This is a genomic window from Paenibacillus sp. LHD-117, assembly GCF_030929555.1.
Classification (GTDB): domain Bacteria; phylum Bacillota; class Bacilli; order Paenibacillales; family Paenibacillaceae; genus Pristimantibacillus.
The window spans coordinates 46,996-67,849 of record NZ_JAVFVT010000042.1 but is presented as its reverse complement, the minus strand read 5'-3'; the positions used below and the strand labels follow the sequence as shown (position 1 = coordinate 67,849).

At 54.3% G+C, this 20,854-nt stretch carries 26 protein-coding genes and 1 pseudogene; 7 read left to right on the top strand and 20 right to left on the bottom strand.

The features are described from left to right. Positions 1-185: 185 nt before the first annotated feature. Positions 186-311, top strand: a complete 126-nt coding sequence (locus tag RB620_RS25780) for a DUF6254 family protein (RefSeq protein WP_308099421.1) — start codon at positions 186-188, stop codon at positions 309-311. Between the two features lie 94 nt (positions 312-405). On the opposite strand, the gene RB620_RS25775 is transcribed toward RB620_RS25780, so the two are convergent. The 16 genes from RB620_RS25775 to RB620_RS25700 all read right to left on the bottom strand — a co-directional run bounded on the left by RB620_RS25775 (position 406) and on the right by RB620_RS25700 (position 12,630). Next, on the bottom strand, positions 406-693 hold the full coding sequence (locus RB620_RS25775; RefSeq protein WP_308099419.1) for a HesB/YadR/YfhF family protein: 288 nt from the start codon (positions 691-693) through the stop codon (positions 406-408). Positions 694-797: 104 nt separating this feature from the next. Further along, entirely contained in the window at positions 798-2,381 is a 1,584-nt protein-coding gene (locus tag RB620_RS25770; RefSeq protein ID WP_308099417.1) for a PH domain-containing protein, read from the bottom strand. Next, positions 2,374-2,853, bottom strand: coding sequence for a PH domain-containing protein (locus RB620_RS25765; protein ID WP_308099415.1), 480 nt, complete (start codon positions 2,851-2,853; stop codon positions 2,374-2,376). The genes RB620_RS25770 and RB620_RS25765 overlap by 8 nt, the downstream gene beginning before the upstream one ends. 54 nt (positions 2,854-2,907) lie before the next feature. Continuing rightward, positions 2,908-3,393 (bottom strand): hypothetical protein, encoded by a 486-nt coding sequence (locus RB620_RS25760; protein ID WP_308099413.1) that lies wholly within the window; start codon positions 3,391-3,393, stop codon positions 2,908-2,910. Between the two features lie 24 nt (positions 3,394-3,417). Further along, entirely contained in the window at positions 3,418-3,843 is a 426-nt protein-coding gene (locus tag RB620_RS25755; protein WP_308099411.1) for a hypothetical protein, read from the bottom strand. Then, positions 3,840-3,986, bottom strand: coding sequence for a hypothetical protein (locus RB620_RS25750; protein ID WP_308099409.1), 147 nt, complete (start codon positions 3,984-3,986; stop codon positions 3,840-3,842). The genes RB620_RS25755 and RB620_RS25750 overlap by 4 nt, the downstream gene beginning before the upstream one ends. Before the next feature lie 52 nt (positions 3,987-4,038). Further along, positions 4,039-4,188 (bottom strand): hypothetical protein, encoded by a 150-nt coding sequence (locus RB620_RS25745; protein WP_308099407.1) that lies wholly within the window; start codon positions 4,186-4,188, stop codon positions 4,039-4,041. Positions 4,189-4,219: 31 nt separating this feature from the next. Next, positions 4,220-5,110 carry a hypothetical protein gene (locus RB620_RS25740; protein WP_308099405.1) on the bottom strand — a complete coding sequence of 297 codons (891 nt, stop codon included), beginning with the start codon at positions 5,108-5,110 and terminating at the stop codon, positions 4,220-4,222. Positions 5,111-5,149: 39 nt separating this feature from the next. Further along, on the bottom strand, positions 5,150-6,085 hold the full coding sequence (locus tag RB620_RS25735; RefSeq protein WP_308099404.1) for a type II secretion system F family protein: 936 nt from the start codon (positions 6,083-6,085) through the stop codon (positions 5,150-5,152). Further along, on the bottom strand, positions 6,082-7,506 hold the full coding sequence (locus tag RB620_RS25730) for an ATPase, T2SS/T4P/T4SS family (protein WP_308099402.1): 1,425 nt from the start codon (positions 7,504-7,506) through the stop codon (positions 6,082-6,084). Before RB620_RS25730 ends, RB620_RS25735 begins: the two co-directional genes overlap by 4 nt. Further along, positions 7,458-8,306 (bottom strand): CpaE/TadZ family protein, encoded by an 849-nt coding sequence (locus RB620_RS25725; RefSeq protein WP_308099400.1) that lies wholly within the window; start codon positions 8,304-8,306, stop codon positions 7,458-7,460. The genes RB620_RS25730 and RB620_RS25725 overlap by 49 nt, the downstream gene beginning before the upstream one ends. Further along, positions 8,303-9,043, bottom strand: a complete 741-nt coding sequence (locus RB620_RS25720; RefSeq protein WP_308099436.1) for an SAF domain-containing protein — start codon at positions 9,041-9,043, stop codon at positions 8,303-8,305. Before RB620_RS25720 ends, RB620_RS25725 begins: the two co-directional genes overlap by 4 nt. Positions 9,044-9,225: 182 nt before the next feature. Then, positions 9,226-9,576, bottom strand: a complete 351-nt coding sequence (locus tag RB620_RS25715) for a type II toxin-antitoxin system PemK/MazF family toxin (RefSeq protein WP_087569551.1) — start codon at positions 9,574-9,576, stop codon at positions 9,226-9,228. A gap of 3 nt (positions 9,577-9,579) precedes the next feature. After that, the gene (locus tag RB620_RS25710) at positions 9,580-9,861 is read right to left on the bottom strand and encodes a CopG family ribbon-helix-helix protein (protein WP_116048851.1); all 282 of its coding nucleotides are present in this window, start codon (positions 9,859-9,861) and stop codon (positions 9,580-9,582) included. Positions 9,862-10,087: 226 nt separating this feature from the next. Continuing rightward, entirely contained in the window at positions 10,088-11,278 is a 1,191-nt protein-coding gene (gene alr, locus RB620_RS25705; RefSeq protein WP_308099396.1) for an alanine racemase, read from the bottom strand. Positions 11,279-11,439: 161 nt separating this feature from the next. Continuing rightward, entirely contained in the window at positions 11,440-12,630 is a 1,191-nt protein-coding gene (locus RB620_RS25700) for a LolA family protein (RefSeq protein WP_308099395.1), read from the bottom strand. A gap of 294 nt (positions 12,631-12,924) precedes the next feature. On the opposite strand from RB620_RS25700, the gene RB620_RS25695 reads away from it, so the two are divergent. Both RB620_RS25695 and RB620_RS25690 read left to right on the top strand, forming a co-directional pair. Continuing rightward, positions 12,925-13,926, top strand: a complete 1,002-nt coding sequence (locus RB620_RS25695) for an ABC transporter substrate-binding protein (protein WP_308099394.1) — start codon at positions 12,925-12,927, stop codon at positions 13,924-13,926. A gap of 174 nt (positions 13,927-14,100) precedes the next feature. Further along, the gene (locus RB620_RS25690) at positions 14,101-14,931 is read left to right on the top strand and encodes a lipoate--protein ligase family protein (RefSeq protein WP_308099393.1); all 831 of its coding nucleotides are present in this window, start codon (positions 14,101-14,103) and stop codon (positions 14,929-14,931) included. 32 nt (positions 14,932-14,963) lie between these two features. Here RB620_RS25690 and RB620_RS25685 read toward each other — a convergent pair whose 3' ends face one another. Then, positions 14,964-15,920, bottom strand: coding sequence for a helix-turn-helix transcriptional regulator (locus RB620_RS25685; protein ID WP_308099391.1), 957 nt, complete (start codon positions 15,918-15,920; stop codon positions 14,964-14,966). Between the two features lie 155 nt (positions 15,921-16,075). On the opposite strand from RB620_RS25685, the gene RB620_RS25680 reads away from it, so the two are divergent. From RB620_RS25680 to RB620_RS25670, 3 genes are all read left to right on the top strand, one after another. After that, complete coding sequence (locus tag RB620_RS25680; protein WP_308099389.1) at positions 16,076-16,840, top strand: alpha/beta fold hydrolase; 765 nt, start codon at positions 16,076-16,078, stop codon at positions 16,838-16,840. Positions 16,841-17,033: 193 nt separating this feature from the next. Further along, positions 17,034-17,249, top strand: a complete 216-nt coding sequence (locus RB620_RS25675; protein ID WP_308099387.1) for a PspC domain-containing protein — start codon at positions 17,034-17,036, stop codon at positions 17,247-17,249. A 50-nt stretch (positions 17,250-17,299) separates the two neighbouring features. After that, complete coding sequence (locus RB620_RS25670) at positions 17,300-17,995, top strand: PspA/IM30 family protein (RefSeq protein ID WP_308099385.1); 696 nt, start codon at positions 17,300-17,302, stop codon at positions 17,993-17,995. Between the two features lie 214 nt (positions 17,996-18,209). Here RB620_RS25670 and RB620_RS25665 read toward each other — a convergent pair. Together RB620_RS25665 and RB620_RS25660 are read right to left on the bottom strand one after the other, a co-directional pair. Then, positions 18,210-18,305 (bottom strand): annotated as a pseudogene (locus RB620_RS25665) (SDR family NAD(P)-dependent oxidoreductase); the annotation flags it as partial. Between the two features lie 55 nt (positions 18,306-18,360). Further along, a complete protein-coding gene (locus tag RB620_RS25660) occupies positions 18,361-19,209 on the bottom strand; it encodes an SDR family NAD(P)-dependent oxidoreductase (RefSeq protein WP_308099383.1) in 849 nt (282 codons plus the stop codon). Positions 19,210-19,360: 151 nt separating this feature from the next. On the opposite strand from RB620_RS25660, the gene RB620_RS25655 reads away from it, so the two are divergent. Further along, a complete protein-coding gene (locus tag RB620_RS25655) occupies positions 19,361-19,903 on the top strand; it encodes a TetR/AcrR family transcriptional regulator (RefSeq protein ID WP_308099381.1) in 543 nt (180 codons plus the stop codon). A 36-nt stretch (positions 19,904-19,939) separates the two neighbouring features. Here RB620_RS25655 and RB620_RS25650 read toward each other — a convergent pair whose 3' ends face one another. After that, entirely contained in the window at positions 19,940-20,695 is a 756-nt protein-coding gene (locus RB620_RS25650; protein ID WP_308099379.1) for an SDR family NAD(P)-dependent oxidoreductase, read from the bottom strand. Positions 20,696-20,854 lie beyond the last annotated feature (159 nt).

Genomic DNA, 20,854 nt, shown 5'->3' with positions numbered 1-20,854 from the left:
ATTATAGAAGCTGTGGCCGCGTCTCTTGCACCCGACAAATTATAGGTTTTACCCCAAAAATTTAAGTTCAATCGAAACGAAACGGGCCGGTATCCGTTCATTCCAGCGATTAGGCCATTTTGCCACGAATGGGACCGGCGGTTAATTGCTATTCTAAAGGGTGTGGAAGGAGGTGCCCGAGTCCAATGACATCATCCAAAAATCGCAGGGAAAATGCCTGGCATCAACGCAAACATAATCATAAGCCGACGCATGGCAAAGTGAAGTCGTTCGAGGAATTAAGCGAAGGCACGGACAACTCCAAGTCCTAAGGCGCACAAGGTGAAACGGTTGTCGTCGTCCTAAAAAAGGGCTGCCCCATTGGTCGTTCCGACCTTTTGGGACAGCCCCTCCGAAACTTGAAGCCTATACCACTTTCATCCAAATCTCTTCGTCTTGTTCATCGAACGAGATCCGGAGCTCTTTATCGTTCAAGTACCACAAATTATCGTCTTCCATATAGAACAGAATGCCTTCGATCTCGTGCCGAAGCCCGACGCTTCTCGGCGTATCCTTCGTAATGCCAAGCGATAACCCCGGATGGACGCTCCCGCAGCCTCCCAGTCGAACGAAGATCCTAAGCGCATCCCCGTCCGACAGGTCCATCTGCTCCTTGTACCAACGCGCCGCCGCCTGTTCCACCACTAACTTCATCGCTGTCATCTCCTCGAAGGTATCGTTATCTTTCATTATAACCCGCCGGAAAAATGACGAAAAGGGAGCTTACTATTGGTATATTCAGCATTCTTGTTGGTCATTCATCCAATATCGCGTACATTCGAGCCATCGCTTGGCCTGCTGCGGCTGAACCATCGCCACGCGGTTTCGATGTCGTCCTGCTTCAGGCAATCCACGTTATAATCCGATCCGCTGCCAAGCACTCGCACGGTTAGGGAATTAAGCGCCTTTCGCTTCTGACCGTCGGTGCGCGTTACTTTCATCATGACGATGCGAGGCTTGCGGAGACTATACGTCGTACGGCCGATGAACCGTTTCCGGAGCGTCAACTGCCCGTCTTTCAGCAGCATGCCCGCCGCGCGATGACGGCCTCGGCACCAGGCATACATCACCGGCATCAAGAAGAGCGACCAAGCTCCCGCCGCTCCGAAAAAGCCGATACAAGCCGCGCATATCGCAACGGCAATGATGTATGGCACTCGGACGTAGTACAGCATCGCCCTGGGAGGCGAAGCGGACAGCTCCGCGGGATCGAACACACGCATGCCCGGCACGAAACGCGCCAGCAGCGAATCGATGTCCGCGAACGCGACGAACGGATGAAGCATCAGTTGCTCCTGCTTGTCGGAGGATACGATTTGAAGCCTCACCTCCGCGAATCCAAACCACTGCCGCAATAGGCTCTCGTTAATGATGACCGCCTGCACGTTCTTCGGATCGAACACGTACGACTTTCTCTCCAGCAAGCCGTACGAAATGCTCACCTGCTGACCGTCTCTGCCCATCGTAAAGCCGCTGAATTTCAGAATAAACAGCACGATGGACAACACCCACGTCAGACCGATCACGAACATGGCGATAATAACAATAAACAGGACGCTCGGCATCAAGCTGCGGGAATCCTCGATCAGATGTTGAAAGAATCGATCGGGCAGCAGCAGCTCCAGAAAATCGTCGGCGAACGAATACAAGCCGCCGATAAACGCAAGCGCAAGTCCGAAGTTTAGCGATGTCGCCGCAGCTTTGAACAGCTGAAGCGCATCCAGCGTGACGGAGTCCGTCTTGGAGGCGGTCCGGACGACCTTGGATGCCGTAGGGACTCTCTCGGCAGTTGGGCGTGCTGCCGATTGAAGCTCGGAAGGATTTGCGGCGGCACGATCGGTCGTCGCCGTCACTTCATCATGCGGCTTGCCTTCATCGACATCGCTTATTGTAACCTTTGCAAATTCTCTCAATTGTTGTTTGATTCGATTGGCGTCAGCCACCGACAAGGCATGCAGGATGCCGTCGGACTTCTGCCCGCCGCCCGGCGTCTCGATCTTGAGCTGCGCAATGCCAAGCAGCCGTTGAATAAGAGGCTGCTCTACGTTGACGGAATGGATCCGGGAATAATAGATCGTTTTCTCCCCGCGGAACAGCAGTCCCGAGCGGATGACGATCCGATCCTCTTCCAGCCAAAAGCCGAATCTTCTCCACTGCAGGTAGCTCATGGCCACAATTAGAACAAGAAGCCCGGATGCGCCCGCGATCCAATACCATCGCAGGACCTCATCCCAATTCACTCCTCTGAGCAGCGCGATGAGGATAAGCGGGATAAAACCTTTAATGAAGTTTAATACGCCGAACGCGACATAAAGCGGATGAAGAGTCCTGCGCTCACTCATCGCTTTCGTCCACCTTGGCCAGCATGCCGATTCTGCGCTTCAGTTGCTCCGCTTCGTCCCGCTTCAAGCCGCTGATCTTATGCGTCGTGGCGGCGGTTACGACCGACACGGCAGCCAATTGGAACTTGCGCATGAGCGGCCCGCTGCCGAGCTCGACATGCTGCACGCGGACCATGGGTACGAGCACGTTGCTTACGAAAATGATGCCGGACTCAATCTCTAGCTCCTCCTCGAACAGCTCGAAGCGGAAGCGCGCGTATTTCACCTTGGGAACGATCCATGTAAACACAAGAAGCGATAACGCCAGCAGCCCGAGACAAATCCAAACGGGGAGAAGCGTCCAGTCGAAAGCTATCGCCAGTCCGAGATAAGTCAGGATAAGGACAAGGAAAATGCCGTTCGATATCAATTCGGAAATGCGATATACCTTCAAATAATCGCGATGAAGCCTCTTCGTCAGCTCCCTGTTCATAAGAATTCTCCTCTCTGCCAATCCCTCCTATTACACCAATTTTCCAATCCGGAGTCAACCCGCAACGAGCTCGGCAGCCCCCCTTATCTCCCATTCGATCGGGGCCAGAACTTCGAATGCTCTCGGGTAGGTCACTTTAGCGATTATGACCACTCCCGGCTTCCGCAAAACGGCCTCAAAATCAAAATCATCATTTCTATATACGTAGGGAAAGCTCTCGTCCCCGTTAATAACATCAAAAACAAGAAGCTCAACCGGTTCCCGCAGGAAGGAGTTCTCCAGCGGAATGCCGCTCGCATCCACGAGCAGGTTGGCGCCCAAATAAAGCGAAGCCGCCTCCAATGCAGCTTCCGGATCGATTCGCAGCTCGCCGCCGCCGAGCGCCGTCTTGTCGAGCTGCTGGGCCGCCGCGTGCGCCGCCCGGTTGACCGCGCGCTTGCTCTGTGACAACGTCTTCATGGCCATTTCCTCTTCGACCCCCATGAGATGAACCGCCATCCAGACGGCCATCATCATTACGATAAGCAGCAGCTTGTACATGGGCGGCCTCTCCTCCTTCACGCGTTACGGCACATACTCGCTCATCTTCATCCCGTAAGCCCTCATCCGCTCGTCCGGCGCAATGGGCGTTATGCCGAGCAACGAGTCGATCATAAACAAATTCTCGTACGGGTAACTGATCGCGAGCGAAATGCCCGTCCCCCTTGGCACGGGCATGCCGGGATCGGTGGCGGACACGCCGCTGGTCGTCGCGTATTCGTACCGAATAACGTCCGGTTGCAAGCCGAATCGTCCTAGACGCTCCACGGACTGCTGCTGCATCGCGGCGCTGACATACCCGTACGTTCCGCTCGCGCCGACCTCCAGCAAATAATCGACTTCCTGCTGCAGCACCGCCTGACGGACGATAACGACATGTTTGTAGATCGGCGAGAACATCATCCAGCACATCATCGCCGCGAACAACACGAAGAGCAGCAATTGCTTCACGGGCTCATCCCCTTTATGTAATCGCTTATGGAAGCGCCCGCTTCATTCGTCTGCCGTTTCATGCCGCCTTCTCCCTCGGCAACCGCCGTATAAATAAGCAGCACCGTCAATAGGAGCAACATCGACATTAACAATGCCCGCACAGCATGCACCTCCGTAATGATTAACCATCGCAACCATTGCCGCTATCGACCATCATGGTACGAGCTGGCTAATCCTCGTATTCGCGGCGTTTCCTTGCGATTGCACTTGGCTTCTCGTCCCCGTCGTATCTTGGGCGATGATCGAGTTGAACAACACGATTACAACCACGAGCATCATGACGGTCATTAGAATATTTCGCATGTGTTTTCACCTCCTTTGCAAGCCCCCCGGCTTACCCTAGCGATTCGAAAAGCTTCTGCCCCTCCCTAATCCACGGGAAGATAAACACTTGGAACGTATATAAGATCGGAATACCTGCGAGAAGGAACAATATGTACGAGGTCGATTCCTTCCGCCCTTCTTTCGCCAGCTCCAGCTTATCTTTGTAATCCGCAATCCGAACGCGCAGAAGCTCGTAGTATTGACTGCTCTCATGCAAGCGGAGCGCGTCCAGCGTCTCGACGAAACTCATGCCGTCATCCGTTCCGAGCCTTGCCTTGAAGCGCTGAAGCGCGATTGCCGGGTCGTGATACCACTCCGCCAGAAGCCTCTCCATATCCGTTTTCATCGCCTTCGCGAACGGGACGCAGCGCGTCAGCTTGGCATGGATATGAAGCGTGGATTCGGACAAGTACAGGAGCTGATTGCTCACCGTATAAATTTCCTTCGTGATTTGCAGCGCACGAAGCTGCCTGAGCGTCCTAAGCCAAATCCGATCCCCGTACAACAGCCCCGCCAGCAGCGCGGGAGCGCCGGCCATGAGCTGGAAAACGGGATCCGCTGCGTTCAGGCGGATCGCGGCGAGCGCGGCAAGCGATACCGCGATGAACGCGCCGATCGCAATTCCGCGGGCGAGCACGTACCATGCCGGATCGGCCGTAACGCCGCAGCCGGCTAGCAGCATTTCGCGTTCCCGGAACGCGGCCGATTCCCTATCGACCCGGAGCAGTCGCAGCCAGCGTTCCGGCGGCGAGGCGGTACGCCAGGAGAGAAACGCGAGCCTGCTCCACCTGAGAGGCCGCTTAGGCAGCAAGGAGAGCAGCGCGTAGCTGCCGACGGCGGCGAACAGAAGCTGACCGATGATCAATCCGACCTGCAGCACAATCTCCAATTCCTCGAACATGGCGTTCGCCTCCTTTTTAGTGCGTGTGAACAACCTCTGTTACATTTTTTTGCGGGAAAGCCATAACCCCATCAAAAACGAACCGAATATGAGGACGATCGCGTTAAGGAGGATATCCTTCCCTTGCGGGTCTAGCAGGTAATAATAATAGGCGTTCGCGCGGTTGTACTTTACGTTGATACCGACGAACAAAGCGAGAAACAAGACGGGCGTGAAGTTCGCGACCCGAATCTCGAGCAGCCGATGCCGCTCCTGCTCGTTCGACCTTCGTGCCTTGCGCATGTCAGCGAGCAGCTCGCGCAAGCCGTCGGATACGGTAACGCCTTCGGTCAAGGCGACCCGCATGATATTCACGAAGTAATCCGCCCAAACATGCCCGAGCGACGAAGCCATGAGCCTAAGCGAAGCATCATCGTCTCCCCTTACGGACAGGTTGCGGTACAGCTGCTCGAACACGGCTTGCATCGGGCCAAGCAGCCTTTTTTCTTCGATGGTTCGCTGCAAGGCCGTGCGGACATGCCGCTCCCCGGTAACCAGATAACATTGATAGAACAGCTCCACCGCGGGCAAAAAATCAAGCTGCGCTTGCATCCGCCGATGGATGAGCAAGCCGCGGAGCGCAACATACGGCGCCAGTCCCATGACAAAGCCGAAGAGAAGCGTCCCTTTCGCCGTCTGAAAGTAAGCGCCCCCGACCGCGATCCCGCATAGGAGAAGCAGGAACGAAGTCGCCGCGAACAGGTCGGCCGTCATCTTGAGACGGAGCGTCTCGAGCAGCTCGGCCAAATGGTTCCGCAGCCGCGTATACCCTTTGAATTGCCGGATGAGCAGGTTGCGCATGCTAAGGGGCGATTCGTACTTCAATCGGCTTCTGAGCTTCCGCCTGCCGATAGCCAGCTCCAGTAGGTTCCCGATGATGTACGAGAACAAAAGAAACAATAGCGCGGCGGTTGCGGTCATCGATAGCTGGCTCATGGCGCATACCCCGCGGCAGCCAGCCTGCCCGCCTTCTTCTCCGACGGCGCATGATCGAACCTCCAAACATCCGAACTTTCGTTGTAGGTCGCCCAGTCCCGGACCTCGGCCTCGTCGCCGTTCCAGGACAGCTCCCCGATGCGAGCGATAACCCGTCGTCCGCCCGTTACCTTCATCTCGATCCCTACCTCCGTCACGTATTCGGTGATGCGTTTCGCGAGCCGTTCCGCGTTCATCGCGCGGCCGTCTAGCATACACATGTCCGTAATGGCTTCAGGCACGTCCTCCAGCTTGTTCGCATGGACCGTCGTCATGCTGCCGGAGTGCCCGCGCGTACATGCACGGACATAAATATTGGCGTCCTCGTCGCGAATCTCGGCATGAACGATTCGCTGCGGCGATTGCCGGAGCGCGAGCTTGAAGGCTTGTTCCGACGAATGGGCTCCGTCTTCCTCGGACGACTCGTATTCAACGATATTTTTGTGAGGGAAGTCTCGTCCCAACATCATTTCGAATCGGCCTTCGATCGTAATAATACGTTCTTCGTTCGGCAGCTCCGCGATGAGCGCTTTGATCAGGTTGGTTTTGCCCGAATTGGTCGCCCCGATGACGACGATATTGAACCTTGCCGCGAGAATCGCCCGCAGCAGTGCCGCCATCCTCGCATCTAACGTCCGGAATGGCCATTCGGCCAAAGCCGACAAACTGAACGTTCGCATCGTATAGAACCGGATGGTCAGCGTAGGACTCGATGTGAAACCGAAGCCGGTCATCGTCACGCGCGAGCCGTCGCGAAGCATGACCTCCGCCCAGCGTTTGCGAGGGGTAATCCGATCGTTGTTGAACAACACCAGGTTTTGCTGAATGCGCTCCACGTCCTTCAATTCGGCGAACGAATAAGGCGATAAAGATGCGAAACCGCCTCTCACTTCGTAAATTCGGGTGCCGACGACCTGGATCTCCTCAAGCCCTTCCCGATTCGCCAGGACAAGCTCCAAAATATTTAATCCGACGACTTCGGCGAACAACGCTTCGGCCAGCGTCGCATACGGATGCCGCCAGCCCTCCGCGTGATGGACGCGCAGCCGGATCAGCCGCTCCTCGATGATCGCCAGCACCTGCTCCCTCTCCTGAGGAAACCCGAGCACGGCGCGATTCAGCGTCTCGCTGTAGCCTCTCCGCTCCTCCTCCGTCAGTCCTCTCGGCGCGCTGAGATAAGAGCGGATATCATCGGCAAGCTTCTCGAGCTCTTCTTCCGAAGAGAAGACGTCTATCTCATTCCCGATTTCCTCCTCGGCCGTTTGCCGCTCCAAGCTTCGCCCCTGCGTCCGCGCGGCAAACTCCGCCGGCGAAAATTTTAATCGCTCACCGCTCATGCCGAACCTACCCCGCCCCGCATGTTCGCCAGCTTCAAGTACCACGGCTGTCTATCCTTCCGCGGGAAAGCGCCCAAACCGTAACGATTCGCGAGCAGCCTCGCGGGAGCGGCCATCGCCGCTTTCCCTCCTTTGTCCTCCTTCAACCAATCGCCAAGCGCTCCTTTATCGAGGCTCGCGTACAACGCGGGAGTAAGGTGCAGCTCGCCAAGACTTGCCGCGCCCAGCTCCCTGCTTATCTGAGCGGGGCTGAACGAGGCATGTCCCGAAGTTCCGCGAACGACGACACATTCGTATTGCTCCGGCTGCACCTGGAATAACGGCGATACTTCTCCGATCCAGCGTCTCCCGTCCTCTTGGAAATGGGACAAAGCGCCCGTCGTCACGACGATCCGCGTGGCGGCCCTGCGGATCGAGCAGACCGTCGCGGCGTTATCCCAATAAGCGCCCAGGTCTAGCACGACAAAGGAAAACGCCTGCTCCGCCACGTCGAGCAGATGCTCCAGCTCCTTATCGGAAAAAAACTCCGCTTGCTCCCGGTTCACGCTGCCGAACAAAATATGCAGATTCGGCTGCCGCGGCAGCGCGTGCGTCGCCCGAAGGAGCATACTCGGCGTCATCGAAGCCGAACGAAGCTCCGGCTGCAGCTTGTCCAGCGTCGTCTCGGGTTCGTCCACGCCAAGGAACCGGTACAGCTTGGCGCTCTTGAGGTTGAGACATAAGTAGCCGATCGGCTTGCCCGTTGCTTCCGCCAGCCTCACCGCCGCAGAGAACGCGGCGGTTGTTGTGCCGATATTCGGCGTTGTCCCGATAAAAGCGGCCATCGGTGCCGACTTGGATTTCATCGTTCCGTCCCCTCCTTCCCGGGCATGTTCGTCTGTGCTTGCCCCATCCGCTCGAACGAAGCCGGGCTGTACGCAATAACCAGCTTCGTCGTTCCGCCCTTGCACAGCTTATCGATGACAAGCCACTGCGACTCGGTAAGATTCAAATTAATGAATTCGATCGTGCCGTTGGCGTCCCGCCTGGCCGCGTACATCTCTTCCTTGTTGCCCTCCGCCAGCGACAGCAGATGTGGTTTCTCCATATTGTCGATCTCCACGTTTCCGGACGTCTTCACGGAAGCGACCACTACCGGCTTGTCGAACACGCGTGCCGATTCGCCTTCTTCCCCCGAGGAATAAAGCATGACCAAATCCCCCGCGCGAATACCGCTCGAGATCGAACGGATGTAGTCCTTCGGCAGTTGAAAGGTAGACTCCAGCTTTCCCGGCTGAAGCCCGTATTCGTTCAGCTTCCATTCCAGCACCGGCTCTCCCCTGCCCATCGGCACGATGGCTTCCTTGCCTGCCGCGGCCTGCGGCTCCGTCAACATATCCGCATGATACGCGCCTGCCGGCAGCCGCAGCCGCTCCAGATCTCCCGCTTCGATTCGCTCTCCCGCTGCTATGAAACGGCTTGGCACGACGACCGCCACCGTTTCTTGACGCTCGACCTGCATGCGCTGAAGATCATACAAAACATAGACCAGCGCCGCCGACAACGCGGCCGCGGTTAGACTCAACCACATATTCCTGCTCATGCCCAATCCCATCCGCCTCCTTCCGAGCAACGAAAAAAAGAACGCACACGACAGCCGTCTCCGGCTGAACGCATGCGTTCTTCGCATTCATTCGCTCATATCATTAAACGATAACAATCAATTGCGTATATAATATCAAGAAATGTCATGATTTGTCTACAGCTTTTTGTCGAGACATACGACTAAAAATCGATTAAACCTACGCTGATGAGCAAAGCATCGTCTACCTTGCGCATCGTTTCGTCGTCCAGATGCGTGATTTTATCCGTCAACCGTTGCTTATCGATGGTCCGGATCTGTTCGAGCAGCACAACCGAATCGCGGTCGAAGCCGTGAGTCGCTGCATCCATTTCTACATGCGTCGGCAGCTTTGCCTTCTGGATTTGGGCAGTGATGGCGGCTACGATGACCGTCGGGCTGAAGCGGTTACCGATGTCATTCTGTATCACGAGAACGGGACGGACTCCGCCCTGTTCAGATCCTACGACCGGGGACAAATCGGCAAAAAACACATCTCCGCGTTTTACGATCAAGCTCTACACCCCGCTAACGAGACGGCCCAACGTGTGGTCGGCTTCTTCCTCCGCTTGAAAAGCTTCCGAGGCCATGTTCAGGTTAATTTTCGCCATCTCCATATATCCCCTTTGCATGGATTCGCGGATTTGGCGTTTTTTGCGCTCCACCAGATACAGCTTCATGGCTTGTCGGATGAATTCGCTGCGATTGGAATTTTCCTTGGCGACGATGCCGTCTACCTCTTCCAGCAGCTGATCGGGCAAGCTGATCATGATCCTTTTCGTATTATGCACATTGGCCACCGAACTCGCACCCCCAAAACTTTTCCAAAGCCACATTACACATTATGACAAAATACAGCCTCCGCTATACTTCAACATATCTATGTCGGCAATATATCAAATATGCTATATCCGAATTTGCATGCGGCATGCAGCACGACCACATACTACATTCGATATTAGTTCCAAATTTCCTGTAGTCTTACCATAAATTCATAGTTGTAAAATATTCCAACGACATTGGCGGCTACGCCAAGCCGTTGCAAACCTGAACGACCGCGCCGGATTCCGTATACACGCGCGTGACGCGGGCCGCGATCATGCAAGCGACCTCGTAGTTGATGGTGCCGAGCTGGTCCGCAACCTCTTCCATCGGTATGGACTCGTCGCCTTGCCGGCCGATCAACACGACCTCTTCTCCCGGCTCTACGGAGCCTTCGGATTGCGCGTTCAGCCGCGTGTCGTCAAGCGTGATCATGCATTGGTCCATGCAAATCGTGCCCCGGATCGGCAGCTTGACGCCGCGGACGAGACCGTTCGCCTTACCGGTCAACATTCGGCTGTAGCCGTCGGCATATCCGATCGGAAGCGTGCCGATTCGCTCCTCCCGCTCCGTGAAATAACGTGTACCGTAGCTGATTCCCCAGCCCGGAGGCGCCTGCTTCACGTGGGTGATTCGCGTCTTCAGCGACATGACCGGCTCCAACTTGATCCGATCCCGATTCACTTCGCCCGACGGATAAAGGCCGTACATGCCGATGCCAAGGCGCACCATCCCGCCGGCCCATTCCGGCGTATCGATTCCCGCCGCGCTATTCGCCGCGTGTACGATCGGAATCGTCCAGCCGCGCGACTTGACCGCTTCCGCGATGCTCGAGAACCGGTCGTATTGCAATTGCGTATAGCTTTTGTCCAGCTCATCCGCGCGCGCGTAATGCGTGAACAAACCTTCGACCTCAAGCTGAGGCGTGTTCAAGCACCGCTCGATAAACGCAAGCGTCTCCTCATGTCCCAGCACGCCGAGACGGCCCATGCCGGTGTCGACCTTCACATGAATTTTCAGCTTTCGTCCATCCGCGTCCGCAGGCAGCGACTCCGCCGCCTTGCGTACGTCTTCCCTGAACAAGCTGATCGAAATGTCCTGCTCCCGCGCCAGATCCAGCGCTTCCGCAGGCACGTATCCGAGCACGAGAATAGGCGCCCGAACGCCGCTCTCCCGCAATTGGAGCGCTTCGTCCAGGAACGCCACGCCCAAGTAATCGACGCCGAAACGTTCGGCGGCTTTCGCGATCTCTACCGCTCCATGACCGTACGCATTCGCTTTCACGGAGGCCATCAGCCGGCAGCCTGCCGGCAGCGAGCCGCGAACAGCCGACAAGTTATGCCGCAAAGCATCTAATGAAATCTCTGCCCAAGTGGGGCGATAATACGAATCCAAGTCTTCCACCTTCTCCTCATCTGAAACGCAAGAACAGTCCGAGCAGCAAACATCAATAAAATCAATGTTAAACGTTGCTGCTGGGACTGTCAATGAAATGCGCTCCAGAATCGGCTAGCACGTCTTGGAAATCGCGCTTTTATGCCGCTTCGGCGAGTCGTTTATTTGGCCATTTCGCCTTGGACGGATTGCGCGACCTTAATCATTTCGGTCTCCGGCAAGTTATCGCTGGTAAGGCGGAATTGCTGGCCTTCGTACGTCCATGTCAACGTCTGGAGCTCGCCATCGCCCGTCATCTCGCCGATATTGTAGCCCAGATCAACCATTCGTCCCGGCACGAGCGTCGTCGCCATGTCTTTCGGCATCGTCTGAATGAGCGTGTAGCTGTACTCGCCGTCATAGACCGTCATCATGCCCGGATTGCCACCGAACTCGATGTCCTTGGTGTCCTTCACCGCTACACCTTCGGGCCAGTACGATGGTCCCATTGCGATGAAATCGATCGGCGTTTCGCCTTCGGCGTCCGTTGACGCATCTTCGTCTTCCGTGCCGGCCGTTTCGTCGTCGCCGGCTTCGTCTTCTTTGTTGCCGCTGCCGTCCACCGTGCTTTCCGTGCCTTCTTCGCCTGCGGCACCGTCGTCGCCAGGCGCGGAGGCATCGTCGCTGTTCTCCGGCGTCGCGATCGTCGGCTCATCGCCGTTGCCCGCCGAAGGCGAAGCTTCCGCCTGCATGTTCGCCTCTGTCTCGAACACGCTCTGCTCGAACTTCGTGCCGAATTCGAACGTGTCGAACTTCACGTCCACGACGACCGAAGCGTTCGTGTCGCTCACTTCCACTTGAACCGGACTGAGATCGGATTTGTCGAGCCAAATCTTCTGGCGCGCCAGCGATCCGTTATTGTAGCTGGCCATGACGTCGAACACGTACGCGTCCTCGTCAATCGCGAACACCCTGGAATTGTCCACGATAATGCTTTGCGCGAGCGTCTGGTACAGATACACTTGGCCTTGGTTTTGCGGCCAATCGCTTTGGAACCGGAATACCTTGTTCAGCTTCGGCGTCAGGACGAACACGCCTTCGTCGTTGCGCAGCACGATCTGCGTAATGTCCTTCTCTTGGTTCGTCAGCTTAATGCGGTAAAAATGCGGCGTTTGGTACGATACCTCCACTTGATACGTCAGCGGCTGCTGGCCGGTATGCAGCGTCATCGTGCCGCTTCCCTGATAACTCTCCATGCTGTTCACGTACTTCTCGAGCTCCTTCACCACGGACTCGGCGTCCTTCGTACCGCAAGCGGACAAGATGAGCGTGAATACCATCATTATTGCCGCCGTCCATGCCATGCGACGCATGAAATCATCCCCTCTGCAACATTAAATTTTACTGGATGATAACATGTCTATGAGGGGACTTGGACATTTATGCGGACTAGTTTGACAAGCATAGCGGGCCGGAAATCGCCCGCCGTTGTCCCTTCCGGAAAAGCCATGAATAATGTAGAAAACGGTAAATCGTAACCGCCGCCTTCGCTCGCGTCACAGTGTGAAGTAAGGTCGAAGTAAGAGAAGAAAACATTTGACAAGGATAATCCTCTGCTGTATATTGATAACGATTATCAATATCATATACATAGGAGTGAAACAATTTTGCTGAAATCCAACAAGTTAATCTCGCTTATGCTTCTTTCGCTTGCCATCGTATTGGTGCTTGGAGCTTGCGGACAGAACTCGAACAACGGCGGGAAGAATGCCGGTTCGCCGAACAACGAGGCCGCCGCCGTGACGACCGATAACGCGAACGCGGGCGGGGACGGAGAAACGGTTATTTTCCCAGCTGCCAACGGCGACATCGAGGTGCCCAAAAATCCGCAGCGCATCGTAGACGCCACCGCCTTCAATACCGGCTATTTCCTGGCGCTCGGCATTAAGCCAGTCGGCATCATGGAAGACGCCATGGCCAATCCGTATTTCGAAGGTATGCTGGGCGGCGTCACAAGCTTAGGCAACGCCCCGACGCCCGAAAATATACTCGCGCTGGATCCCGACCTGATTATTGTATATACCGGCACGGAAGGCATCGACAAGCTGGAAGAAATCGCGCCGGTCGTTGCGATCGAATATGGCAAAAAGACGTACAAGGAGCAAATGATCGAGTTCGGCAAGCTGACGAACAAGGACGCGGAAGCAAAAGCATGGATCGAACAATGGGAGAAACAAATCGCGGAATTGAAACCAAAGGTTCAAGAAGCCGTTGGCGACAAAACCGTTTCGATCCTGAACCCTTACTCCAAGGGCTTGTACGTTTTCGGTCACAATTTCGGCCGCGGCGGCGAAATTATCTATGGCGAGTTCGGCTTGAAGGCGCCTGCCGAAGCGCAGAAGCAAGCCATCAACAGCGGAACGGGCTGGGCATCGATCTCCCTCGAGACGATTCCGCAATTCGCGGGGGACATCATTTTCACTTGTCCGTGGTCCGGCGACGATGCGGATCCGAGCGCCGTGTACGACAACGCCATCTGGACTGGCCTCCCGGCGGTCAAAGCCGGTAACGTGTTCCAGCTCAATCCGGCGGCCGACACTTACAACGATCCGGTGTCGCTTGAAGCTCAGTTGACATTCATTTCGGAAAGTTTACTGTCCGTAAAGTAAGACGCTAAATAAATATGAAGGAGCCGCCCGGCGTTTGACGCCATGGCGGCTCCTTCTGCTTATGATACAATTACATGCATAAAGGCATCTGTTCGTGCAACCACGAGATGCCAATCTCCGCGATACATGCAGTTTTGCATTTGAATGATGAGCATCCAGAGGGGAAGAACCGAGATGAGTTGGAACTGGGAGAACATGCTGCTGCTGGATCGAATGAACGATTTCGGCCAACCGGATCCCATGTACGCTTTCGCGCTGGACGAGCTGCTGTGCCGAAGCGCGGGCAAGGGCGGTCCGGCCATTTGCCATCTATGGCGTCATCCGCATGCATTCGTGATGGGACTTCGGGATAGCCGAATGCCCTATGCAAGAGAAGCTCGGCAATGGCTGGAATCGAGCGGCTGGCGGGTGATCGTCCGCAACTCAGGCGGTGCCGCAGTTCCGCTCGACGCGGGCGTGGTCAACGTTTCGCTCATCCTGCCCAAAGCGAATGCGATGGAGCTGCACTTTCATAACGACTTCGAGCGGATGTACGGGCTGATTGCACGCGCGTTGCAAGGAACCGGCAGAACCGTAGAGAAAGGCGAGATCTCGGGCGCTTTTTGCCCAGGAGACTTCGACCTCAGCATAGACGGCTACAAATTTTGCGGCATCGCGCAAAGGCGGCAGACCCACGCGTCCATCGTGCAAGCGTTCGTCGTGGCCGAAGGCTCCGGCCGCGCCCGCGCCGAATTCGTCCGCTCCTTCTACGAAATCGCGTCCGGCGGCAACGACACTCTCGGCCATCCGATCGTGGCCGGAGACAGCACCGCGAGCCTAGAAGAGCTTGCCGGCCTCGGTCCGCAAGGAGCGCATGCCTTCGCGACGGAAGTCAAAAAGACGATCCGGGACGGTCAGACCGCGGAAGGCGTAGCTGAAGCCTCGTCCAGACTTGTAATGCCGAGCGCGGAACAAATAAACGCGATGATCGAATCGTTAAGAACGCGCTACGAGAATGCCGAGTAATTGATTCTAAGACGAAGCTAATCCCCGATGCGCTATCCGTCCCCGTCGGCAGCGTACAGCCCTTCCAGCTCCTTCAGCTTCCCTTGCAGCAAATCGATCGCTTCCAGCGGCGCCAATACTCGCGCCTGAGCGCCAAGCGACCATACGGCGTCCACGTAATACGGAAGATCTGTTTTCGGAACTTGAACGCGGACGAGTCCGCTCCCGTCTTCACACCGCTCCAGATGCGGGCCGAACCACCGATTGGACTCAAGCTGCCACGCGCCTTCCGCAGTAAGCTGAGCGACGAGCTCAACTTTCTCCAGATGGCTCTGATCCGGCTTATTTTGAAGCGTCAGCGATGCGAGCTCCTCCCTATACGGAATATCGGGCCGAAGCTCGGCCGTTACGATCCGATCGGCGCGGAATTGTCTCATTTCCTCCCGTTTCATGCAGTAAGCCGGGCAATACCAATAACCGGAGCTGGCATATAGGCCGATCGGCTGCACGTCCCGCTCGGATTCCCCCGCGCTCGATCGGTAGCGGATTCGAACGACCGATTTCTCCATGATCGCCCGCAGCAGCGTCTCGAGCACTTCCGCGGACATGCGGCGGTAAGGACTCCATATCATAACCCGCTCCTTCATCGCATCGATTTTCCCGCGCGCGTCGGCCGGCATGTAATGATAGAACTTATGAAGCGCCGAATCCGCTCCTCCCCCGAATGGCAACGATCCAAGAAACTGCAGCGACTGGCAAGCAAAAAAAATCGCCACCGCCTCCCCCTCAGTGAAGCTGATCGGAGGCAGCATTCGCTCCCGCAGCAGACGGTAACCCCCGCCCCTGCCTTGAACGGTATAGACGGGTACACCCAGCTCGCTCAGCTCCTGCAAATCCCGCGTGACCGTCCTCGTAGACAAGCCGAACTCATCCGCCAGCTCCCTTACGGTGAAGGACTTGCGGGCATTTATGATCATCATCATTTGAATCAGCCTTTGCGCTTTTTGCATCCTCCGTTGCCTCCAGTCCGCATCGTCTTCCGACCAGCCAAACGCCAACGAAAATACGTTTGCCTTTATTGTAGAGGATACTCAACAAATAAGACATAATTTGTCTTATTTTAACGTTATGCTGTACGTAGAATAGTTGGAGAGGATGATCTGGAATGAACGGAACTCAAAAGGTAGCAGATACTCGCGAGGTTAAGGTTAAAGAACAGGAGCAAATCGGATTCCTTTTCGTGCACGGTGCGGGCCTGAGGGGGAATGTATGGCGGAAGGTGGCGGAAGAGATCGATGCCCCCTTCCTGCTTGCTGATTTCCCGCTTCGTGATGGCAGCGAGCTCGATCGGAAGAAGCTTGGCTTAAGCCAGTACGTTCAGTCGATTAAGGAACAGCTCGGCGAATGGGGTACGCGAAGGTTCATTATTGTCGCGCATTCCATCGGCGGCGTCCTTGCGCTGAAGCTTTGCGACGAGCTGGGAGACCGTGTCGCGGGCTTGGCTGCGGTCGGCGCCGCGATTCCGCGCGACGGCGGCTCGTTTCTGTCCGCGCTGCCCTTGGGCAAAAGAATGATGTTCTCGGCCATTCTCACCCTCGCCGGAACCAAACCTCCCGAAGCCGCCATACGCGCAGGGTTGTGCAACGATCTGGCCGCCGAGCAATCGGATCAAGTCGTGAGGGGCTTTTTGCCGGAAGCTGTTCGTCTTTATAAGGAAAGATGCGAAGCAGTCTCGCCGAAGCTTCCATCGCTTTACGTCAAGCTGCTGAACGACCGTGAATTTCCGGCCGACTTGCAGGATCGTATGATAGCCGGCTTGCATGAACCGCTCGTTGCCGAGCTGAACACGGGACATTTGCCCATGATCAGCGATCCGAACGGGGTACGCGAAGCGCTTGTCCGGTTTCGCGAAACGATTCCAGCCTCTTAGGAGGCTGTCCATTATCGCAGCACGGCTGCTCCGCACATCTTTTTTTCGCGCGATTCCCTTCAACCCCGCCGTCCGTCCGAGCCCATCCCCGCCTTAAGACCAGTTACAAGAATAGACCGGGGACCGTTACGATTCCTTCGTTTGCCCTCTACAATTAAGTCATAGATGAGCAAGACGAAAGGATGAATGCGAGATGAAAAAATTGTTTCGTTCCACATCGGACAGTAAATTAACCGGACTTTGCGGAGGACTTGGACAGTGGCTGGGCATCGATTCCAACATCGTCAGGATGCTGGTCGTCATCGCGGGTTTCTTCAGCTTCGGCAGCGTAATTCTCATATATTTGATCGCTAGCCTGTTTATTCCGAAGGCCCCGTACAATGACTTCCGTTTCGTCGACCACTACTAGGACCGGGTCAAGCCCCCAATAACCAATACACATAAGGGAGAGAGATTAAGATGGGAATTTTACAACGCGTAATGAACATGACGAAGGCAGCAGCCAATGAAATGCTGGACAAAATGGAAAATCCAGTCATGATGCTGAACCACTATTTGCGGGATTTGGACGAGGAGATCGAGCGCACCGAACGCACGTTGGCCCAGCAGCAAGTACAGGAGCGCCTGATGGGCTCCAAGCTGGAAGAGCTGCATGCGCAGGCGAATTATTACGAAGGCAAAGCGGTGCAAGCCGCAAGAGAGGGCCGCGAAGCGGAGGCTCGCATGGCGCTGGAAGCGAAGCTGCTCTATCTGGAGCAAGCGGAAGAAACGGTTAAGCTGCGCGATCTGGCGAAGCAAGCCGCCAACGACTTGCAGCTGCGCGTAGAATCGCTGAAGGAAGAGAAAACGCGCCTGCAGGGCAAACGCGCCGAGCTCATGACTCGCGTTCGCCAGATGGAGGCAAGCGGCGGCACTGGCAACAACGGTGCGGGCGGTTACGGCGCGGCTCGTCTGCAAGGCAGCTCGGCTGCAAAAGGTTTCGAGCGCATCGAGCAGAAGGTCATGGAGTGGGAAGCCGCTCGCGAGCTTGCAAAAACAGCCCCAGGCGGAGGCGGCTTCGGCGGCAGCCACGCGCCTGTCGACCTGAAACACGAGCAGCGTTCCGCGCTTGTGGAAGAGCAGCTGCGGCAACTGCTGAAGAAACCCGGCAACTAGCCTTCATATAGCGGGACCGCCATGCATTCATGCATGGCGGTCTTTTGCGAATTGCGGTAAGGCAACGCGTAATCGCTGAAGTCGGCTACCTGTTATCGTTTTAACGATGGGGAATTTGACTGACAACTTGGCTCAAAGCCTCGTTAATCGGTGTAGCAGGGCGGCCAAGTAAATTTTCTAAATCGTTACTTTCTATCTCTAATCCACCATCTCGACTAACAGCTAACTCATTCGCTGGTACAGTTTTTAATAATGCTTCTATAACCTTTGCCCCTAATTGTCCTGTTGCACCTGTCACTAATATTTTCATTTTCTACTCCCCCAAATAAATGATTTTTTGTCTAGCTACAGCGGCAAGAACATGGTCATTTTTTTGACAAGCCTTCCAGCATTTGACCAGTGATATTATGAAGCTTTTGAGCATTTTCTTTATCAAAAGTTTTCATCGAAAGACTTACTTTTTTTCGCTGTTTAAAAGCAGATAAAGAATGTTTAGGCGGATTATCTAACAAATCAATAATTGGAAGAATAGCTTCATCTACTGGTTTTCCTATTGTTTTATAAATGAGCTTCATGATGCTCTTCGTAACAGGATGATCAATAGCTTCAAAGGTACCTGAGGTTTGTACAGCCCAAGGGTTAAAAAGAATATATTTTATTTTTCCAATCGTATCGTTGTGAGCAAAGGCAACACCTAGCAAGTCGTTTAATCGGCTGCCGTGATATTTAGCTTTTGCACCGCTATAATTCCGCTTGTTTTGGATATCATCTAAGTTAACCGTTCCGTTCATTCCCGGAGCGCAAACATTAAGAATAACGGGGCTGTCTCCCTGTTCCAAAACCTCTTTTAATCCATAACCAAGAACAAATCTGCTCAAATAGGATAACCCAAAGCTAAACTCAATTCCCTCTTGGGTTTCAAAATACTCTTTGTTGGTTTTGTGGTTGGTTGCACAAAAAACAATCTTATCTAATGAATCGAACCGGCTTTTTACTTCTTCAATAATCCGCTTGTTTTCTTTGACCAAACTCAAATTTGCTTGAAGAAATATAGCTCTATCCTCTGCTCCGAACTGTCTAGCATCCCTTAAAAAGAGGTCTCCTTTAGCAGATGAGCTGCCGACAACGATTACTCGGTCGCCTTTATTTAAGAAGTGATTTGCAATCCCTTTTCCAATTCCATCCGTTCCGCCTGTTATTAATATGGTCTTCAAAGTGTATGCTTCCTCCTTTTTGTGATATATTAAAGCAACAAGTGTTGGCTTAATAAACATACACCGATTATATAAGCAGAACAACCAACAATAAGGCCGTAATGTTGCCATAGCAACTGGATTAAAATGGTTAAGGTTAGGAGTGATGAAAATGGGGACAAAAGTAAGAAATTTACGAACGACATTAACAAAGCAGTCTTTGATTAATGCCTTTGTAAATCTGGTGAATGAAAAGGATTTTGATAAAATAACAATTGCGGATTTGACAAGGGGAGCGAATGTAAATCGTGCAACGTTCTATGCCCATTTCAATGATAAGTACGAATTATTGGACTATATTGTTGATGAATCTGCTTCAAACATCATTGCAAAACATACAGCAGAAGTAGAGAAATTTGAAGACATTATTTATCAACTCGTTCTAGCTGTATGCGAATTTAATCAACAACCGAATATTCAATGTCGACGCAGTTATTTAAATTTAATCCCTCAATTGAAAGACAAAATGTTAATTGAGTTGAAAAAATATTTATCGAACATTTTAGTTTACAAATTTACAGATATAGAGATGAGTTTTTATGTACCGATCTATGCCAACATCATACTTGAGGCAGGATACTTATGGGCTTCTGGTCAAGTATCTTTTGATAAAGAGACAATTGCCAAGAAAGTCTCGTTATTTGAATTAAGATGAATCAATTTCTAGGATGTATTTATTGTCATCTAACAACTACTCATAAATCATCCGGCGCGTCATCCCGCCGTCGACGGTAATATGCGTGCCGGTAATAAAATCATTCCGCGGATCGGTAAGATAGAGGCACGCTCTCGCGATATCTTCAGGTTTGCCGACCCTCCCCGAGGGATGCTGGCCGTGATCCTCGGGCCGAAGCTGCGCGTAGTCGCCCGTCTCGATCCAGCCCGGACAGATCGCGTTCACCGTAATGCGTTCGGGTCCAAGCGACACGGCGAGCGCATGGGTCAGAGACAGAATGCCGCCTTTGGACGCCGCGTAGGCTTCCGAATTCGCTTCGGACATAAGCGCCCGCGTGGAGGAAATATTCACGATGGCGCCACCCCCGCCGTCCCTCCGCATTAGCTTCGCTCCTTCGCGCGAGCAGAGGAATGTCCCTCTCAAATTCGTGTTCACGACGCTGTCCCACTCCTCAAGCTCCAGATCGTAAGGAGATTTCCATATGCCGAACCCCGCGTTGTTAATGACGCAGTCGACCCGGCCCAGCATCGCTTCGAGGTCCGCGAACATGCGGCTGATTTCATCCGGCTTGCTGACATCCGCCGTGAAGGCCACGGAATCGAAACCTTCTTCCTGCAGAAGAGCCGCCGTCTCCTCGAGTCCCGCTTCGTTCCTGTCCGCTATTACGGCAAGCGCGCCTTCGCGTCCGTAAGCTTGCGCGAGCGCCCGGCCGATTCCGGCCCCTGCCCCGGTGATCAAAACGATTTTCCCGTCATGTGTTCCATGTGCCATACGATGATTCACTCCTTTTCTCCTTCGAAAGTTATCGTTGTGTCCATTTTATCATCCTAAATCAAAAAGCAAAAAAGCTCCCCGGTAAGGGAGCTCTGATGCAGTGCGCAATGCATTACACGATACGTTACGCTCTTGCGGATGATGCGTGCACGGATG

What these genes read in the sequence shown, in the direction of transcription:
- RB620_RS25780 (WP_308099421.1), top strand. Translation starts at nt 186, where the DNA reads ATGACATCATCCAAAAATCGCAGGGAAAATGCCTGGCATCAACGCAAA.
- RB620_RS25775 (WP_308099419.1), bottom strand. Translation starts at nt 693, where the DNA reads ATGAAGTTAGTGGTGGAACAGGCGGCGGCGCGTTGGTACAAGGAGCAG.
- RB620_RS25770 (WP_308099417.1), bottom strand. Translation starts at nt 2,381, where the DNA reads ATGAGTGAGCGCAGGACTCTTCATCCGCTTTATGTCGCGTTCGGCGTA.
- RB620_RS25765 (WP_308099415.1), bottom strand. Translation starts at nt 2,853, where the DNA reads ATGAACAGGGAGCTGACGAAGAGGCTTCATCGCGATTATTTGAAGGTA.
- RB620_RS25760 (WP_308099413.1), bottom strand. Translation starts at nt 3,393, where the DNA reads ATGTACAAGCTGCTGCTTATCGTAATGATGATGGCCGTCTGGATGGCG.
- RB620_RS25745 (WP_308099407.1), bottom strand. Translation starts at nt 4,188, where the DNA reads ATGCGAAATATTCTAATGACCGTCATGATGCTCGTGGTTGTAATCGTG.
- RB620_RS25740 (WP_308099405.1), bottom strand. Translation starts at nt 5,110, where the DNA reads ATGTTCGAGGAATTGGAGATTGTGCTGCAGGTCGGATTGATCATCGGT.
- RB620_RS25735 (WP_308099404.1), bottom strand. Translation starts at nt 6,085, where the DNA reads ATGAGCCAGCTATCGATGACCGCAACCGCCGCGCTATTGTTTCTTTTG.
- RB620_RS25725 (WP_308099400.1), bottom strand. Translation starts at nt 8,306, where the DNA reads ATGAAATCCAAGTCGGCACCGATGGCCGCTTTTATCGGGACAACGCCG.
- RB620_RS25720 (WP_308099436.1), bottom strand. Translation starts at nt 9,043, where the DNA reads ATGAGCAGGAATATGTGGTTGAGTCTAACCGCGGCCGCGTTGTCGGCG.
- RB620_RS25700 (WP_308099395.1), bottom strand. Translation starts at nt 12,630, where the DNA reads ATGCGTCGCATGGCATGGACGGCGGCAATAATGATGGTATTCACGCTC.
- RB620_RS25690 (WP_308099393.1), top strand. Translation starts at nt 14,101, where the DNA reads ATGAGTTGGAACTGGGAGAACATGCTGCTGCTGGATCGAATGAACGAT.
- RB620_RS25685 (WP_308099391.1), bottom strand. Translation starts at nt 15,920, where the DNA reads ATGCAAAAAGCGCAAAGGCTGATTCAAATGATGATGATCATAAATGCC.
- RB620_RS25680 (WP_308099389.1), top strand. Translation starts at nt 16,076, where the DNA reads ATGAACGGAACTCAAAAGGTAGCAGATACTCGCGAGGTTAAGGTTAAA.
- RB620_RS25675 (WP_308099387.1), top strand. Translation starts at nt 17,034, where the DNA reads ATGAAAAAATTGTTTCGTTCCACATCGGACAGTAAATTAACCGGACTT.
- RB620_RS25670 (WP_308099385.1), top strand. Translation starts at nt 17,300, where the DNA reads ATGGGAATTTTACAACGCGTAATGAACATGACGAAGGCAGCAGCCAAT.
- RB620_RS25655 (WP_308099381.1), top strand. Translation starts at nt 19,361, where the DNA reads ATGGGGACAAAAGTAAGAAATTTACGAACGACATTAACAAAGCAGTCT.
- RB620_RS25650 (WP_308099379.1), bottom strand. Translation starts at nt 20,695, where the DNA reads ATGGCACATGGAACACATGACGGGAAAATCGTTTTGATCACCGGGGCA.